Raw genomic sequence first — 15,997 nt, forward strand, 5'->3', positions numbered from 1 at the left:
GAAATTGTCTTCTTTACTCTGGCCCGGTATTTGTAACCTCCACTTCCTATTCGCTGGCCACCAATCTGGTCCATAGCATGAAGGTCAAGGTTGTTTGTCGACCAAATAATTTGGCTGAAACCCTTGGCATTAAGCTGATTGGATACGAAAAGGCCATTAATATGGCTTTTGATAAAATCGAGCAAAACCAGGTTTTATCAAGCTGGGACCTGGAGCGCAAAGCAGTGCTGCATTATCGAAAGGAATTTCCAGTTATATGCAAGTGCCGACCAATGGCTGTTTTATTGATAAAAGAGAACTTCATCTCGACGATCCTGAATATGTGCTGAAAAGGTATCTGGTCCATCGGCGGCAAAACCGGCTGGTATTACGGAACCTGGCTTCGGGAAATCCGTGGATTTTTGGATAAAGTCACCGGCGGCGTCGGGCTGAGGCGCGGCAGAAAGCATCCCGAGCGTACTTATCCTGGCGATCCGCTCGATTTTTGGCGGGTTTCGCTCGCTAGTAAAGAGGAAAAAAGACTTCTGTTATATGCCGACTTGAAACTTCGAGGTGAAGCCTGGCTGGAATTTTTTTGTCCTGGACCGAAACAACACTTCAAAAGGCAAACTGCCACTTTCCGGCCGTTGGGGATTTTGGGCCGCCTGTATTGGTATTCGGTGTTGCCGTTTCACGCATTCATTTTCAAAGGCATGATCACCAACATAGCGGAGCTAGAGTGTGGCCCGGCGTTACTTTCTACTTCGAGAATATCTTAACCCAAATCAACCGAAGTATGAAACAGAACGTGTACATTTTTATTATGCATGATCGCTGCCGCAAGCTTTGCACAAAGTGGCAAGGTCATGGACAATCTCTCCGTCCCCAGCAAGCTCCTCAATCCGAAAGAAAATACGCCATATATTTACCGCCTGATTACGCCACTTCCGAGCCAGTTATCCCTGTGCTTTATCTGCTGCATGGAGCCGGTGACGACCACACGGGTTGGGTGCAGTTCGGTGAAGTGCTGAGCATTACGGATATATCCGGGAAGGTTCGGCTACGCCAATGATCATTGTTATGCCGGATGCGGACACGGGCAGGAGAGGATATTTCAATGATGTAAAAGGCGATTGGAATTACGAGGACTCTCTTTTTTAAGCTTATGCCGCACGTTGAAAAGAAATTCAGGACTAAGGCGCAGAAAAAACACCGCGCAATCGCCGGTCTTTCCATGGGCGGCGGCGGTAAGTTTTTCAACGCACGCATTGCATCATCCGGAGCTGTTCTCATCCGCATGCCCGCTCAGCGCTTCCACCGGTCCGATTACCGTGGAGGATGCCAAGAAGAATTTGCTGCGCAACAACTCCGGATGTTCAGGATTCGGTTGCAACCAATTACTACAACCGCCACAGCGCATTGGCACTGGTTAATAACATGAAAGATGATCAGAAGAAAGCCGTTCGCTGGTATATTGATTGCGGTGACGACGATTTTCTTTACGAAGGCAACAGCCTTGTTCACATTGCGATGAAGAAACAGAAGTTCCGCACGAATATCGGGTTTCGTGACGGTGCGCACAACTGGACTTACTGGCGCGATTCGCTTCCAAAAGTGCTTGAATTCGTTTCCCAGGCTTTTCATCAATACTAACATTAATATGTCGATTTCTTCTTTGCCAGGTATTAAGCTGTTTGACCTTACCGGAAAAGTTGCCGTTATAACGGGCGGTTCCAAAGGATTGGGACTGGCCATGGCTGCCGCGCTTGCTTCCGCGGGTGCTGATATTGTGCTTGTTAACCGCAATGCAAATGATGGTGAAAAAAGTGCTGAGGAACTTTCCTCCGCTTTTGGAACGACAGTAAAGTCATTCGCAGCCGATATCACCAGCTTGGAGCAGATTGAGGCAATGGTCGAGTTTGTGCTAACAGCATTTGGCAAAATCGATATTCTGATCAACAGTGCCGGAATCAACATCCGGGGACCGATCGATGTGCTTTCCCCGGCAGAGTTCAGTCAGGTAATGGAAGTGAATGTCAACGGCACGTGGCTTGCGTCGCGTGCCGTTACACCGGTGATGAAGCGGCAAGGCAGCGGGAAAATCATTAATCTCGCCAGCACACTCGGCTTGGTCGGGCTTGCTAACCGGACGCCTTATACTGCAAGCAAAGGTGCCGTTGTACAAATGACCCGCGCACTTGCCATGGAGCTCGCACCATTCAATATCAATGTAAATGCAATCTGTCCCGGGCTGTTCCTCACCGAAATGAACATTCCCATTCAAGACAGCGAGGAAGCAAAAAACATCATCATCGGCGCAACCGCATTGCAGCGCTGGGCAAACCTTCACGAAATCGAGGGAGCCGCCATTTTCCTAGCCAGCGAAGCATCCAGCTACATGGTAGGATCCATCCTCACCGTCGACGGCGGTGGCTGGACGGCGCATTGAGATATTAGTGTGATGCTCTGAACCTTCCGATCAGATCCTTGTAGGAAATTAATGCAGTGGCAAAAGCGCCGATAACAAGATAAATTCGGTCAATGTTGCTGTCAATGATCGTATCAGAATTAATGGCCAACATAACAATTCGGCATGGCGCATTCAGCCCTCCAGCATTGAGCATAACAAGTATGGCTTCTTTTTCTATTACATTGTTAAGGCCATTACGCCTGCTGATTACGGCTACATAAGTGATGGCGCCAACGAGTGCCGTGATGATCGGGATCGCCAATGCATTGAAATACTTATCCATTTGAGGTGGAGCGTGTGTGTTATCAAAATAAATGTAGCCGACTAGTTCGCTGATTTGTTTTTAAGGGCGTTTTCTTTTTTGTCGTAGTAGAAACCGGCAGTTGCGCCAATAATTACGCCAATGAGTGCGCCGATTGGGCTCAGCGCCGACCTGGCTAGAGTTACTGTCCGCTTGCCCATTCCTCCGTTGAGCGGGGTGCTAAGCGACGTAGTATCTTCATGTTTTTCATTTGGATTGGATGTTTTAAGATGTGTGCAATCCTTCTTCTTCTCCGCACATAATGTAAAGCTCATTTCCAATTGCTGATACCCTATAAGCGTTGCTTATAACGTTCATATAATTATTTTCTTTTTCTAAACATAATAAAATCAATTAGCTTGAAGTTATGTTAGTCTGTTGGCAATTGAGGATTGCCTTTTCCCCGAGGCGTGCGCTGGTTGCACGCGGCTTGTGCTCACCAATCGTGGTTTGTAAGGGTCTAGTGAGTCACCATCGAGAATCATTTTCTGCACTCATGGAGATAAAGAACATTTAAGTGTCGTGATGACACGGTTCATGTATATACGTGGTAGTAACGATTGGTGATTTTCAGAGAAAACATAGTCAGAAAGCAGGAAAGCTTGTTTATGTGAATAATATCATATCTTTTTGTACTGCCGGTCGCTTTGACACAAGGGCTCCGTAAAAACGGATTATCATGCGGCTCCGAACACGTCGGATCGCTGCTCTCTCCCAAAATTTGGAACATTACTATTTGACGCTAAAAGTATGTTTCTGACAGAATAGGATATTGAAGATTTTTTAATAGAAATAATTGCTTACGAAATACATTGTGTAAAAAAGACACAGATATAACCCGGACGACGCCTGACTAGTAAGAAGAACAGCGAACTAGAATTTCACCATTTAACTATTTTTTAACTATCTAAACCATTCATACTCAATTTATGGGGATTTCTAAACCAGAGAAAGACCGGGGCCTAAGCCGGTAATTTTTTTCCCTTTTTCTGACGTTCATCGTTACGGCCGGTACATTTGCTCAGGATGTTACGGTAAAGGGAAAAGTTAATGATGAGCAGTCGCAGGGGCTACCCGGCGTTAGTGTTGTGGTGAAGGGGACTTCCACGGGAACCGTCACCGATCTTGAAGGAAATTACACCGTTAATGCTGCTCCAAACAGCACATTGGTGTTTTCATTTATTGGTTACATCACTCAGGAAATCGCCCTGGGTACAAAAACCAGCCTCGATGTAAAGTTGCTGACCGATACCAAAGCTTTGGAAGAAGTGGTGGTTGTAGGTTATGGAACGGCTAAAAAAGCAACATTGACAGGTTCGGTAACAGCGGTTAAAGGTGGCGAACTTCAAAAAGCGCCAGCAACCAACCTTTCTAATACATTGAGCGGACGTCTGCCGGGTGTTTCGGCTGTACAAGGCAGTGGTGAGCCGGGTTATGACGGTTCTGCCATCCGTATCCGTGGAACTAACTCCCTGGGTAACAGCAATGCACTGATCGTTGTGGATGGTGTTCCTAACCGTAGTGGTGGTTTGGATCGTTTGAATCCAGCTGACATTGAAAGTGTTTCTGTATTGAAAGATGCTGCGGCTGCCATTTACGGTTCGCGTGCAGGGAATGGGGTTATTTTGATCACAACAAAACGTGGTAAGACTGGAAAACCTCAGTTGTCATATGACTTCAATATGGGAATGGCTCAGCCGAACCCGTACGCCTCAAATGTCCAACGCTTCGGAATATGCTACAATCCGTAACGAATTGCAGATTTATGACAACCTTCCTGTTGGCCAGTGGACAGGTGCGCTTCAAGGGTTTAATACCAATGGTGCTTACACAAGAACGGACAACGGAAACGTCTTGAATGCTGTTTTTACACCGGATGATGTTCAGAAATTCCGCGACGGAACGGATCCTTTGATCCACCCGAATACAGACTGGTATGGCAGCGTGATCCGTAACTGGTCTCCACAGCAACGTCACAACCTGCAGCTGACAGGTGGTAGCGAGAATATTAAATATCTTGCGTCATTAGGTCACATTAACCAGGAAGGTAACTATGTAAATTCTGCAACTGGTTACAAGCAATATGATATGCGTATCAACCTTGATACAAAAATCAACAAATATGTAAGCGCAAACCTCGGCTTGACGCTTCGTGAAGAATTCCGTCGCTTTCCTAATGGCGGTGGCGCGGGCGATATCTTCCGTATGTTGATGCGCGGTAAGCCTACTGAAATCGCTATCTGGCCAGACGGAAGACCTGGTCCTGATATCGAAAATGGTCAGAACCCAGCTGTTATTACAACAAATACAACAGGTTACAACCACGACAAACGCGACTACATTCAGACAAACGGATCGCTTGAAATCCTTATTCCTGGTGTAGAAGGTTTGAAAGTGAATGCAATGGCTGCGATTGATAAGCAATTGCGTCGTCAGAAATCTTTCCAAAAGCCTTGGACACTTTATTTCTGGGATAAGAAAACTTACGAAGCGGATGGAACATCACCATTCCTTACCGGAACAGTTCGCTCAACATTCAGTGATCCTCGTTTGACTGAAAGTTCTTCTCAGGAGCTTTCGATTCAGCTGACTGGTCAGGTTTCATATGAAAAGAGCATCAATTCGCACAACTTCAATGTAATGGCTGGTATCCAGCGTGAAAAAGTTGATGCAGATGGATTCTTTGCTTACCGTCGTTATTTCATCTCACCGGTTGTTGATCAACTTTTTGCGGGTGGAACGGCTGAGCAGAACATTCGACAACTTCGATCTTTTCCGTCGTGCACGTTTGAGTTACTTCGGTCGTGCAGGATACAACTACAAAGAGAAATATCTTGCTGAATTCTTGTGGCGTGTGGATGGTTCATACGTGTTTCCTGAAGCACGGCCGTTTCGGTTTCTTCCCAGGGGTTTCGGCAGGTTGGAGAATTTCGGAAGAAGATTTCTGGAAAGGCAATATCAACTTCCTGAACAATGTGAAAATTCGCGGTTCATGGGGACAAATGGGTGCTGAGCCTTACTTCATTGGAACAGAGAATTTGGCGGAATACCAATATCTGTCAACAATGGGCTTTGGATCGTACATCATCAATGACCAGGTTGCGAAAACTTTGCTTGAAACACGTGTTGCTAATAAAGACTTCACATGGGAGGTTGCGAACAACATGAACTTCGGTATTGAGGGTACATTGTTCCGTGATAAGATCGCGTTTGAATTTGATTACTTCGTAAACAACCGTTCGAACATCCTGATCCCGAAAGCAGGTTCTACACCTTCAAGTGCTGGTATTGATGGAAAACTTCCTCCTCAAAACTTAGGTAAGCTTCAAAACAAAGGATGGGAATTTAAAGTAAGCTACGATGGCAGCGCGGATGATTTCACTTACTCAGTGAGCTTGAATGGTGGTTATGCCAAAAACAAGATCAAATACTGGGATGAAACTCCGGGAGCTCCTGCTTATCAGCGCACAACCGGAATGCCTTATAACTCATTCCTTGCTTATCAGTATGACGGCGTTTTCCGCGATCAGGCAGAAGTTGATGCAAATCCATTGGATTACAGTGGAATTACGGGTTCTATCCGTCCGGGTGACATGAAATTCAGAGACGTGAACGGAGACGGCAAGATCACTGCTGATGATAAAATGAGATCTGAAAAACAAACCGTCCACAATTCACAGGCGGTGCGGCAATTAACCTGGGTTATAAAGCGTTTGACTTGTCAATCTTGTTCCAGGGAACATTAGGCGGGTTGCAATACATTGGACAAACTGAATCCGGTGACATTGGTAACTACCTGAAATATGCTTACGATCACCGTTGGACGATCGACAATCCAAGTTCAACAGACCCAAGACTTGCTAACAGAAACAACACGTATTACACCAACTTTGATAATGCCGGTGCTAACACGTATTATTTGAGAAGCAACAATTACCTGCGTCTTAAAAACATTGAACTGGGTTACAACCTGCCATCGGAAATCGGAAGCAAAATTGGCTTGGGTAATTTGAGAGTGTATGTAAATGGACTTAACCTGTTCACAATCGACAAGATCAAAATTTGGGATCCTGAAGCGACTAGCTCAAACGGACAATACTATCCGCAGTCGAGAGTGCTTAATGCAGGTGTACGTGTAACTTTTTAAGAACTAGAAATGAAATTGAATTATAAACATTGGATATTTTTTGCAGCACTTGGCTCAATCGGGCTGGTGGCGTGCGACACGGAATTTCTGGACGTAACTCCTCCAACTGAAATTCCGACAGAGGAAGTTTGGAAAGACGGTGCGTTGGCTGAGGGTTTTGTAACAGGAATCTACGCTGGTCTTCAGCAAGGTGGTTTTGCTGAGCAAATGCTTGCTTCGCTTACAGATGAAGCAGTATTTACGCACACAGGCCGTAATATTAACACAGTCAACGAAGGAAGTTTGAGTCCTTCCAACCTGGGCTGGGTAGATGACACTTACGGTTGGGGACCCATGTTCACACGTATCCGTGCAACGAACCTTGCGATCGCCAACTTGCAAACTGCAACTTTCTCAGACGAAACTTTGAAAGCGCGTTTGATGGGTGAAGCTTACTTTTTGCGTGGTTATTACTATCACCAATTGGTTCGTTACTACGGATCAGCACCGATCATTACAAAGGTTTACGCTTTGAATGAAGATTATTCTGTGCCCCGCAATACATTCGAAGAGTGTGTGACGCGTATCGTTACAGACCTTGACAGTGCTGCGGTGTTGCTGAAAGGCAAGACGATTGCTAAGGGTCGTGCGAGCGAAACAGCTGCATTGGCTCTTAAATCAAGAGTGTTGTTATATGCTGCAAGTGATTTGCATGATGTTCCAACTGCAAAAACAAAATCGGCATTGATCGCTGCTTATCCAAACCCTGAATTCCTTGGCTATGTGTCAGGAGATCGCAAGGCAAGATGGACAGCTGCACAACGCGCTGCAAAAGCTGCTTTGGATGTTACGGATGGTGGTTACAAACTTAATCTGACTGCGCCGGTAACGCCTGCACAAGGAAAAACCAACTACGTTTCCATTGCAATGGGTGGCGCAAGCGCTGACAAATCATTGGATGCATCTGCTGCGAATGAGATCATTTTCGGTCGTTATTTCACAGCCAGCCTTAGCGAAGGCGCACGTCAGATGGGCTTGAAACAATGGTCCTAACGGTTACCACAACTGGGCTGGTAACACGCCGATCGGATTGCTTGTTGATGATTACGAAATGATGGACGGAACGCCTTTCAAATGGACGAACCCTGCTCACAAAGCAGCTCCTTACACCAACCGTGATCCTCGTTTGTATGCGACTGTAATGTATGACGGTGCAGACTGGAAACCACGTCCTTCGGATGCGAAAGATCCTGCAAACCAAATCCAGACTGGTGCTTATGACCTGCTGGACGATAAAGGTGCATTGATCAACCGCAAAGGATTGGATACACGCAGCAGCTCAATCGAAGACTGGAACGGAAGCCGCACAGGTTACTACATGCGTAAGTTTATCGATCCAAACCCTGCATTGTACGACAACACCGACCGTCAGAATATTCCATGGCCATTCATCCGTACGACTGAGGTTGTGTTCAACTACATTGAGGCGAGCATTGAGCTGGGCCAGGATGCAGAAGCACTAACCTGGCTTAACAGAATCCGTTTCCGCGCTGGTATGCCGGCATTGAAAGCGTCAGGTGCCTCTTTGAAAGAAGCATATCGTCACGAAAAACGCATTGAAATGGCTTACGAAGAGCAACGTTACCACGATGCACGTCGCTGGATGATCGCAAAAGAAACTTTGGGCCGTCCTTTGCAGTATATCAACGTAATCGGCAAGTTCAAGCCTGGTAAGTCAATGAAAGAACCTTATCATTACGATCCTACGGTTTACACTTACACTTACACTCCGGTGGAAGAGAAGTCTCACGAAAACCGGACTTGGGTTGATAAAATGTACTTCCGTCCGTTCAGCCGCGATGAAATCAACCGCAACGCGAAGTTGATTCAGAACCCTGGATACGACAAGTAATAAGTTAAGCATAAAGCAAGCAGCCACATCCCAAAAGATGTGGCTGCTTTCGTTTATAACCGGCATGCTTTTCGCATATCTTAATTTTGATTCCAACACAGGTCTCGATTTTGCCTTAAAAAGATGAAAAGCAAGCAAATAATTCTCGAAATGGGAATCGTTGTCGTCTCCGTTTTATACGGTATGGGCAACGTCGTTTCCGCTATTACGCCAAATAGCGAAGCGCTGCCAGAAACAAAAGTGACGCACATTATTCTGGAAAACGTGTGCAGGTCCGGCCTGCTGATCTGCCCGAACAGGTCACCAAAACATTGAATGATAAATCCTATGTCGGATGGTCAATCTCCGACGCCTATCTGGTCACCGCTGATGACGGAAGTCAATATTATGAACTCGTTGTACGCAAGGCGGATGAGCAGTCCCGAATGAAGATTGACAAAAATGGACAGATCCTGAATTGATCAAAAGGTCGTTTTGAAGATAAATCCCACAAAACGGGGATTTGGTTATCCATAACCACACAAATGCTATATTAGATAACCTTTTGATTATTAATAAGTTAGATCTTTTGGCATAATCCTGTTTATAAACGTTGTAGTAGTGCGAATGCACAGAGACGCAAAATAAATCAAGTTCAAAAGAACCTAAATTATGAAAAAGCTAATAGTATCGGCATTTGCCATGGCACTTATCTCTTTCGCTTCTGTTCAGGCCAACGCGCAAAACAACGGAGGCAGCACAGACAGAAACGAAGCAAGAGACGACAACAAAAACCACGACAACTTCCAAAGAGGATAAAGTTGCGGTAAAACCGGAAAACCTGCCGGATGGAATCAAAAAAACCATTAAAGGCGAAGACTTTTCAGGCTGGACGGTTAAGAAAGCCTTTTTAGTAAAAGAAGGTGAAACTGAGTATTACGAATTACAAGTAGCCAAAGGCAGTGAAAGTGCCAGGGTGAAATTAGATAAGAATGGAAATAATGTGGGATAAGGTTTAGTCATTCCACATGATTAGTAGACAGCCGGGAAGTTTCCGGCTGTTTTTGTTTTGTATAAGGACAGTTATCGTTAACATTGCTTTACCTAAATCTTAACTGTTTCCTTATTAATGTCAAGACCTTTCCTATATCCGTTTTTCGGATTAATGTTGCTTTTCGTATTGCTCAATTGCACAGGAAGCAAAACGAATAAAACCTCCAAAACGACTGCCTCAGCAAATTCTGGCCAGGCACTTTATACGACACATTGCGTTTCCTGCCATGCGATGGAACAAGAGGAGATCGGCCCCAAACTTGGCGGCGTCACACGTGTGCTCTCTGCGGATGAGCTGGCTGCATTTATCAAAAACCCCGGCAAGGCCATCGAATCCGGCAACAAGCGTGCGGTGAGCTTGACGAAGCGTTACAAGATGATTATGCCTTCATTTGATTTCCTGAAAGATGATGAGATCAAATCTATCATTGACTATATCGGTGAAGAGACAAAAGCGCATAACATTCAGCCACTCGTAGTTTCAATTGATGAAAATTTGAATAATGCTCCTGCTGAGCGACTTGCGCAGCCGGTTCTCAAATCTGCATTGAAGATCGAAACGGAGGACTATATCACCATGCCGGCCACTTCCGAAAAAATGCCCAGAACAAGAATCGCAACCATGCGTCCGCATCCTTCCAAAGACGGATCGATGATGGTGAGCGATCAGCGCGGGATCGTTTACAGGGTTAAAAATCAACAAGCAAGTGTCTTTCTCGATCCTGCGGCCGATCGTTGAAAACTACATTAACGAACCTGGTTTGGGTACGGGCTTAGGCAGTTTCGCATTTCATCCCGGGTTTCTTGAAAACGGCCTCATCTACATCACCCACACAGAAGCATTCAAAGGCAAAAAGGCCGACTATGAATTTCCTGATTCCATTAAAGTTGCATTGCAATGGGTGGTTTCTGAGTGGAAGTTGAATGATGTGAACAGTGCGGTTTTTGAAGGAAAAAGACGAGAGCTGCTGCGCATTAATGTGCCTGGCAACGTTCATGGAACGCAAGACATTGGTTTTGCGCCGGTTTTAAATCAAGATGATAAGGATTATGGAATGCTCTACATTGGCACCGGCGATGGCGGAACGACGATTAGCGGCCATCCGGAATTGTGTCACGATCTGCATTCGTTACTTGGCACTATTATCAGAATTGATCCGCTGGGCAATAACAGTCCAAATGGGAAATACGGCATTCCGGCTGATAATCCATTTGTAAAAAGCCAGGATAATGCGGTCAGAAAAGAAATTTACGCATATGGTTTTCGTAATCCGCATCGGCTGTCCTGGTATGGCAACCAGTTGTTCAGCACGGAGGTGGGAGAAGCGAATTTTGAAGAGATAAATGTGATTGAAAAGGGCGGAGATTATGGCTGGAATGTGCAGGAAGGGAATTACGGGATCTCACCGAAAGATTTAAAAAACGTTTTTAAACTGGAAAAGCCATCGGCAACATTCATTAAACCCTATGCTTTGCATGACGACATCGATGGCGCTGCGATCAGCGGAGGAGCGGTTTACGAAGGAGAAATTGCTGCTTTGAAGAATAAATATCTTTTCGGAGACATTGTCAGCGGAAGAATTTTTTACACCAACATTGATAAATCATTGTCAGACAGCACCGTGCATGAGCTTGCGATTGTGCAGAATGGCAAGGAAACCACCCTGCGCGACATGACAGGTTCCAAGCGCGTCGACCTGCGGATTGAGTATGATGCTTTTACCAAAAACCTTTATATCATGACCAAAAGCGATGGGAAAATTCGCAAAGTAAGGAATGCCTACCTGGACAATAATCCTTAATCCGCCTTTGAATTATTGACATCAACCGTTGAATAAATGAATGCTGCCGATTGCGGACGCGATAGTTTTATTTGTCGCATCTGCATTCATTCAAAAAAAATCAGCGTATCAATGGCTAATGTAAAAACGATCCTCGACCAATGGTCAGTTAAAGACCTTGAAGACAATTCTGCAATCAACGTGACGGTTGAAAGCTGCACGGAACTTGGCAATGGCGGCCAGCCGGGCATTCAGGTAACCAGCATGGGCTCCATTGTCAATTACGAACCCAACAGCGTGGAGCAATGGGCATATATGGCAAGCAAGCAAAATCAGGAAGCGTATTTTCTGGAAGACAAGTCCTGGACGTTCCATGAAGATCAGTATATCAAGCATTATCTGGTGCTCGGAAGTCCGTTAAAGGCGCGCATTACGGTCAAAACGCGCAGTTCAAAACCTCAGACCAAAGATTACGACCTTCCATTTGAGGTTTGAAATATTTGCGGAACATTACAACCTTTTAACCGCTTCCAGTTTCTTCCTCTTGTATTATAAAAGGTAATATTAGCATGAAAAAAAACAATCCTATTTGCACTAATCTGGGTCGCCGCAGTTGCGTGCGACAAGAAAGAAGATGCAGCACCGAAAGCCGATCTGAAAGTAACAAGCGTTCCGTATCGGCAGCTTACAACCATTGAAACTTCCGGTGCGGACCTGAATGTGGATCTCCGCGAAGTAAATGACAGCCGTTGTCCCAAAGACGTAGTTTGCGTTTGGATGGGGAGCGCGAAAATCAAGCTTACTGTTTCTGATGGCGCGAACCAAGCCGAGGTTAATGTTGAGTTCAAAGGCGACAAGAAGGCTGATTTTCAAGAATTTGAGCTTAACGGTCAAAAGTATGTGCTCCGTGTGAGCGAAGTGCTTCCTTATCCGATCAGCAATCAGACACCAAACATTGAAGATTACAAAGTGAGTGTGACGATTGAGAAGTTAAGCAAATAAAATGTTTTGTGTTAAGTTTAGAAAGGAGCCCGGCCATTGGTCGGGTTTCTTTTTTGCGTTACGGGCTTGGCGACTCAGGCATACTTTTATGATTCTTGTTTAACTTGCAATCATAACCTAAATCCTGTTTAAAGCATGGAGCAGCAATTTTCCCGGCGTGAGATCGTCAAAACCATTGGACTTACCGGCTATGCAATGCTTCTTAATCCTTTTATGCCGCACGCGCAAACAAACCAAATAATGATGCTTCAACGAGAAATTCCGGCCACCCGCGAAAAGATCCCAGTGATAGGACTTGGTTCATGGCAGCAATTCGATGTAGGCCCGGGAGCAGCTGAGCGTGCGGAACTGAAAGAGGTTTTGAAAAAAATGGAAGCGCTCGGCGGCAAGCTGATCGATTCTTCTCCCATGTACGGACGCTCCGAGCAGGTGATCGGTGATTTGACTGGTGAGCTTAAAAACAATGAAGATTTCTTTTTTGCCACCAAAGTCTGGACAACCGGAAAGCAGCAGGGAATCGATCAGATGAATGATTCTTTCCGGAAAATGGGCCGAAAAAAAATGGATCTGATGCAAGTCCACAATTTACAGGATTGGCAAACGCATTTAAAAACGCTGAAAGGCTGGAAATCGCAGGGAAAAGTAAAATACATCGGCATTACGCATTACACCGATTCGGCGCATGGACGATTGGAGCAGATCGTCAAATCACGTGAAGTGGATTTTGTGCAGTTCAATTATTCCATCCGGTCGCGTAATGCAGAAAAAAGCTTGCTGAGCGCTGCCAGAGACAATGGCGTGGCAGTGATCATTAACGAACCTTTTGAACAAGGCGCCTTGTTCAGAGCGGTCAAGGGAAAGGCGCTTCCAGCCTGGGCAGCGGATTACGACATCAACAGCTGGGCGCAGTATTTTTTGAAATACATTGTTGGAAATGATGCGGTAACCTGCGCCATTCCAGGCACTTCTGACGTCAAACACCTGACGGACAATCTCGGAGCCGGCTTGGGTAAGATCCCGGACGCAGCAGCCAGAAAAAAGATGATTGAATATCTTGAAACAGTGTGATCTGCTAATGTGCAATGCTTACACGCAACGCCCGCAGGCCGGTAACCCCTTGTAAATCTTCAACTTCGAACTGCTCAACATCAGATTGCAGCAAGGAAGCCGACTGCAAAGTTGCTATGTATCCGAGATATTCGTGCACCTCCGCTTCATTGGAATACACAATGGTGATTTTTCCGGCTTGCGTGATGCGCTCATTGGTGTGCTTAATGCATGCTTTGTCAATGCGTTTTTTCACAATTTCAAAACGCGCATTGTAACTTCCATCCACGTCAAATCGCTTTTCGTCCATTCTGAAACGGATGGAAATGGCTTCGTGATAAACCAATATAAGCGTTGTCACGCCCAGCGGATAGGGAAGTGCATTGAATTTTTGATGATGCGCAATCTCCATTTTACACAAAACTTCCAATTGCCAAAATCGCAGGGCATGCAGATGTTCAGTATAAAACGGTAAAAAGGGCGCTATCGAAGATCCGATGTAAAGATTATGCTCGACGCCATCGGTTTTGAAGCGCTCATAATAATGCGGAAAAACGAGCTGTGCTTCCTTCTGACTTTCATCTATAATGTTGGCCAGCATATTATTAATGATGCCAATCGTAAGCTCATACTTCCGCCGCTCCGAATGGAAAATGCCTGATAATGTGTCAGTTGCTTCAAAATATGCATTGATCTCCGGCATTAACGCTGGATCAGTTATCTGCCGCAGCAAATTTTGAATGTCCTTTTCAAGATACGCCCTGATATGCTGCTCGGTCGTGGACTTTACAGGCACATGCAGCTCGCCCAGATAATCATGCAATTCTTGTCTTGCCGCTTCAAAATTTGCGGTTGGATCCGCTTTTTTAATGACTTCAAGGATGGTCAGCACTGCGCGGACTTGTCGCTGCAAATCAGCCCTGGCGCTTGCATTGCGTGCATCCGACGAGCCCTTGATGTCGATTTGCCCATACATTGGAAATACATCATCAAACACGATTTCCTTCAATGAATAGGACGCGCCAGCCTGTTGATAATGAATGAGTTGTTCGGCCTCCGTTTTGAATTTCCAGTAAACGCTCGGATGCAGAGTCGTGAATTTTTCCTGGATCACAGCGCGGACCTGATTCTGCAATTCGGCCACGAGCCGCTCAACCGTTTCGGTCAGAAATGGCATGACAACGTCCAATTTGTTCGCATTAATGCTGTTCAGCCTTTTACGATCAGGTGAAACCATTTCCAGGACGCCAAGCAACATTTCGTTTTTGATAACGGGTGCGACAATGAAGCTTTCATAACCTTGATCCGCAAAATGGCGAACGAAATGACTGTCCGGATATTTGCTCAGATACTCCACCGTGTCAGACACTGCGAAATAATGTTTATTCACGATCAGCGTCTCGTAAGAATATTTACACAACATATCAGATGCAGACACTTCCCGCCCTTCCGGCAGAATAAAGCTGTTCATCTGCCTGCCAAAATCAGCCGTCTGGAATTTCTCTTCTTCCGAATTATAGATGGTGAAACCAGTATGAATGTTCTCAATCTGAAATATCGATTGAAAAATGGACTTGACACTTTCTCGAAATTCATGTGCATTCAATCCCAGCAATTGCTCCTTAAATATGGAAACTGCATTCTCAACCGTCGCATCAAACAATGTCAGCAGTGAAAAGCCTCTTAATGTCCAGCTTTGCGGCGGAAACTTTTCCTTCCATAGATCGAGATTTTCATAATTGTCCATCAGCAAGTGAATGTCGTCCTGTGTAATGGCTACGGCGTTCTCGGAAGGGATAATCTCAATAAAATCACCGTTGTACAATATACGATAATGCCGGGTGATGCCTTTTGCCGTGGGGATATCGTAGAACAAAGGCCGGCCGAAATCGAGATGCGTGCCGTAATAGGCATTCAGGATCATGCAGCAACTGAAAATGTAAAATTCCGATTGCGAAAAATCCCTGATGTTGATTTCAAATTCAGATCCGGCAGCGTCCAGAATGTTCCTCAAACGCTGGGTGTGATTGAAAATAATGCGCGTGTAGGGAATGTTGACAGCCTTAATCTCATTTAAAGTAAGGGCTGCTGGAAAATAATCTGCCAGCAGCCGCTTCAATAATGGCTCATTATCCAGGATTTGTGACTCATCTGTAATCCCCGTCCGGAATTCCGGAAACGGGGCTATATCTTCCATTAACGCTTTTGCGCGCTCATGGTCAGGGTGAGATGGGTCAGCCGCACGGGCTTCAAACTCATCAATAACCCTGGCAAAAGTCAGCTGGATCTTGAACGGGGTTTCAAAAAAGGAAAGTAATTGCATGTGCTTCTTATCTTCCCTTAAAAT

General features: G+C 45.4%; 15 protein-coding genes and 2 pseudogenes. 14 read left to right on the top strand and 3 right to left on the bottom strand.

Translation table 11 applies throughout. The features are described 5' to 3' along the window. Window positions 1-110 precede the first annotated feature (110 nt). The 5 genes from AC0IYG_RS04770 (at window position 111) to AC0IYG_RS04790 (ending at window position 2,428) form a co-directional block, all read left to right on the top strand. Window positions 111-329, top strand: coding sequence for a hypothetical protein (locus AC0IYG_RS04770; RefSeq protein WP_471709901.1), 219 nt, complete (start codon window positions 111-113; stop codon window positions 327-329). Between the two features lie 60 nt (window positions 330-389). Continuing rightward, window positions 390-758, top strand: a complete 369-nt coding sequence (locus AC0IYG_RS04775; protein WP_471709980.1) for a DUF2867 domain-containing protein — start codon at window positions 390-392, stop codon at window positions 756-758. A gap of 17 nt (window positions 759-775) precedes the next feature. Beyond that, entirely contained in the window at window positions 776-1,051 is a 276-nt protein-coding gene (locus AC0IYG_RS04780) for an alpha/beta hydrolase-fold protein (RefSeq protein WP_471709903.1), read from the top strand. A gap of 266 nt (window positions 1,052-1,317) precedes the next feature. Continuing rightward, on the top strand, window positions 1,318-1,632 hold the full coding sequence (locus AC0IYG_RS04785) for a hypothetical protein (RefSeq protein WP_471709904.1): 315 nt from the start codon (window positions 1,318-1,320) through the stop codon (window positions 1,630-1,632). Window positions 1,633-1,639: 7 nt separating this feature from the next. Next, window positions 1,640-2,428 carry an SDR family NAD(P)-dependent oxidoreductase gene (locus AC0IYG_RS04790; protein ID WP_471709905.1) on the top strand — a complete coding sequence of 263 codons (789 nt, stop codon included), beginning with the start codon at window positions 1,640-1,642 and terminating at the stop codon, window positions 2,426-2,428. Window positions 2,429-2,432: 4 nt separating this feature from the next. Here AC0IYG_RS04790 and AC0IYG_RS04795 read toward each other — a convergent pair whose 3' ends face one another. Further along, window positions 2,433-2,732 (bottom strand): hypothetical protein, encoded by a 300-nt coding sequence (locus tag AC0IYG_RS04795; protein ID WP_471709906.1) that lies wholly within the window; start codon window positions 2,730-2,732, stop codon window positions 2,433-2,435. Window positions 2,733-2,773: 41 nt separating this feature from the next. After that, window positions 2,774-3,025, bottom strand: coding sequence for a hypothetical protein (locus AC0IYG_RS04800; RefSeq protein ID WP_471709907.1), 252 nt, complete (start codon window positions 3,023-3,025; stop codon window positions 2,774-2,776). A gap of 714 nt (window positions 3,026-3,739) precedes the next feature. On the opposite strand from AC0IYG_RS04800, the pseudogene AC0IYG_RS04805 reads away from it, so the two are divergent. The 9 genes and pseudogenes from AC0IYG_RS04805 (at window position 3,740) to AC0IYG_RS04845 (ending at window position 13,671) form a co-directional block, all read left to right on the top strand. Further along, window positions 3,740-6,897, top strand: a pseudogene (locus tag AC0IYG_RS04805) (SusC/RagA family TonB-linked outer membrane protein). Between the two features lie 9 nt (window positions 6,898-6,906). Next, window positions 6,907-8,788: pseudogene (locus AC0IYG_RS04810) on the top strand (RagB/SusD family nutrient uptake outer membrane protein). A gap of 266 nt (window positions 8,789-9,054) precedes the next feature. Then, window positions 9,055-9,249, top strand: a complete 195-nt coding sequence (locus AC0IYG_RS04815; RefSeq protein WP_471709908.1) for a hypothetical protein — start codon at window positions 9,055-9,057, stop codon at window positions 9,247-9,249. 215 nt (window positions 9,250-9,464) lie between these two features. Beyond that, window positions 9,465-9,779, top strand: coding sequence for a hypothetical protein (locus AC0IYG_RS04820; RefSeq protein ID WP_471709909.1), 315 nt, complete (start codon window positions 9,465-9,467; stop codon window positions 9,777-9,779). Between the two features lie 117 nt (window positions 9,780-9,896). Then, a complete protein-coding gene (locus tag AC0IYG_RS04825; RefSeq protein ID WP_471709910.1) occupies window positions 9,897-10,559 on the top strand; it encodes a c-type cytochrome in 663 nt (220 codons plus the stop codon). Further along, window positions 10,528-11,622: a PQQ-dependent sugar dehydrogenase gene (locus tag AC0IYG_RS04830; protein WP_471709912.1), complete on the top strand. Its 1,095-nt coding sequence runs from the start codon at window positions 10,528-10,530 to the stop codon at window positions 11,620-11,622. The genes AC0IYG_RS04825 and AC0IYG_RS04830 overlap by 32 nt, the downstream gene beginning before the upstream one ends. A 111-nt stretch (window positions 11,623-11,733) precedes the next feature. Next, entirely contained in the window at window positions 11,734-12,096 is a 363-nt protein-coding gene (locus tag AC0IYG_RS04835) for a hypothetical protein (protein ID WP_471709913.1), read from the top strand. 225 nt (window positions 12,097-12,321) lie between these two features. Then, complete coding sequence (locus AC0IYG_RS04840) at window positions 12,322-12,603, top strand: hypothetical protein (protein ID WP_471709915.1); 282 nt, start codon at window positions 12,322-12,324, stop codon at window positions 12,601-12,603. Between the two features lie 135 nt (window positions 12,604-12,738). Continuing rightward, window positions 12,739-13,671 (top strand): aldo/keto reductase, encoded by a 933-nt coding sequence (locus AC0IYG_RS04845; RefSeq protein WP_471709916.1) that lies wholly within the window; start codon window positions 12,739-12,741, stop codon window positions 13,669-13,671. Window positions 13,672-13,675: 4 nt separating this feature from the next. Here AC0IYG_RS04845 and AC0IYG_RS04850 read toward each other — a convergent pair whose 3' ends face one another. Beyond that, window positions 13,676-15,973: a hypothetical protein gene (locus AC0IYG_RS04850; protein ID WP_471709917.1), complete on the bottom strand. Its 2,298-nt coding sequence runs from the start codon at window positions 15,971-15,973 to the stop codon at window positions 13,676-13,678. Between the last annotated feature and the right edge of the window lie 24 nt (window positions 15,974-15,997).

The sequence above is a fragment of the Dyadobacter sp. AC419 genome (assembly GCF_979253085.1).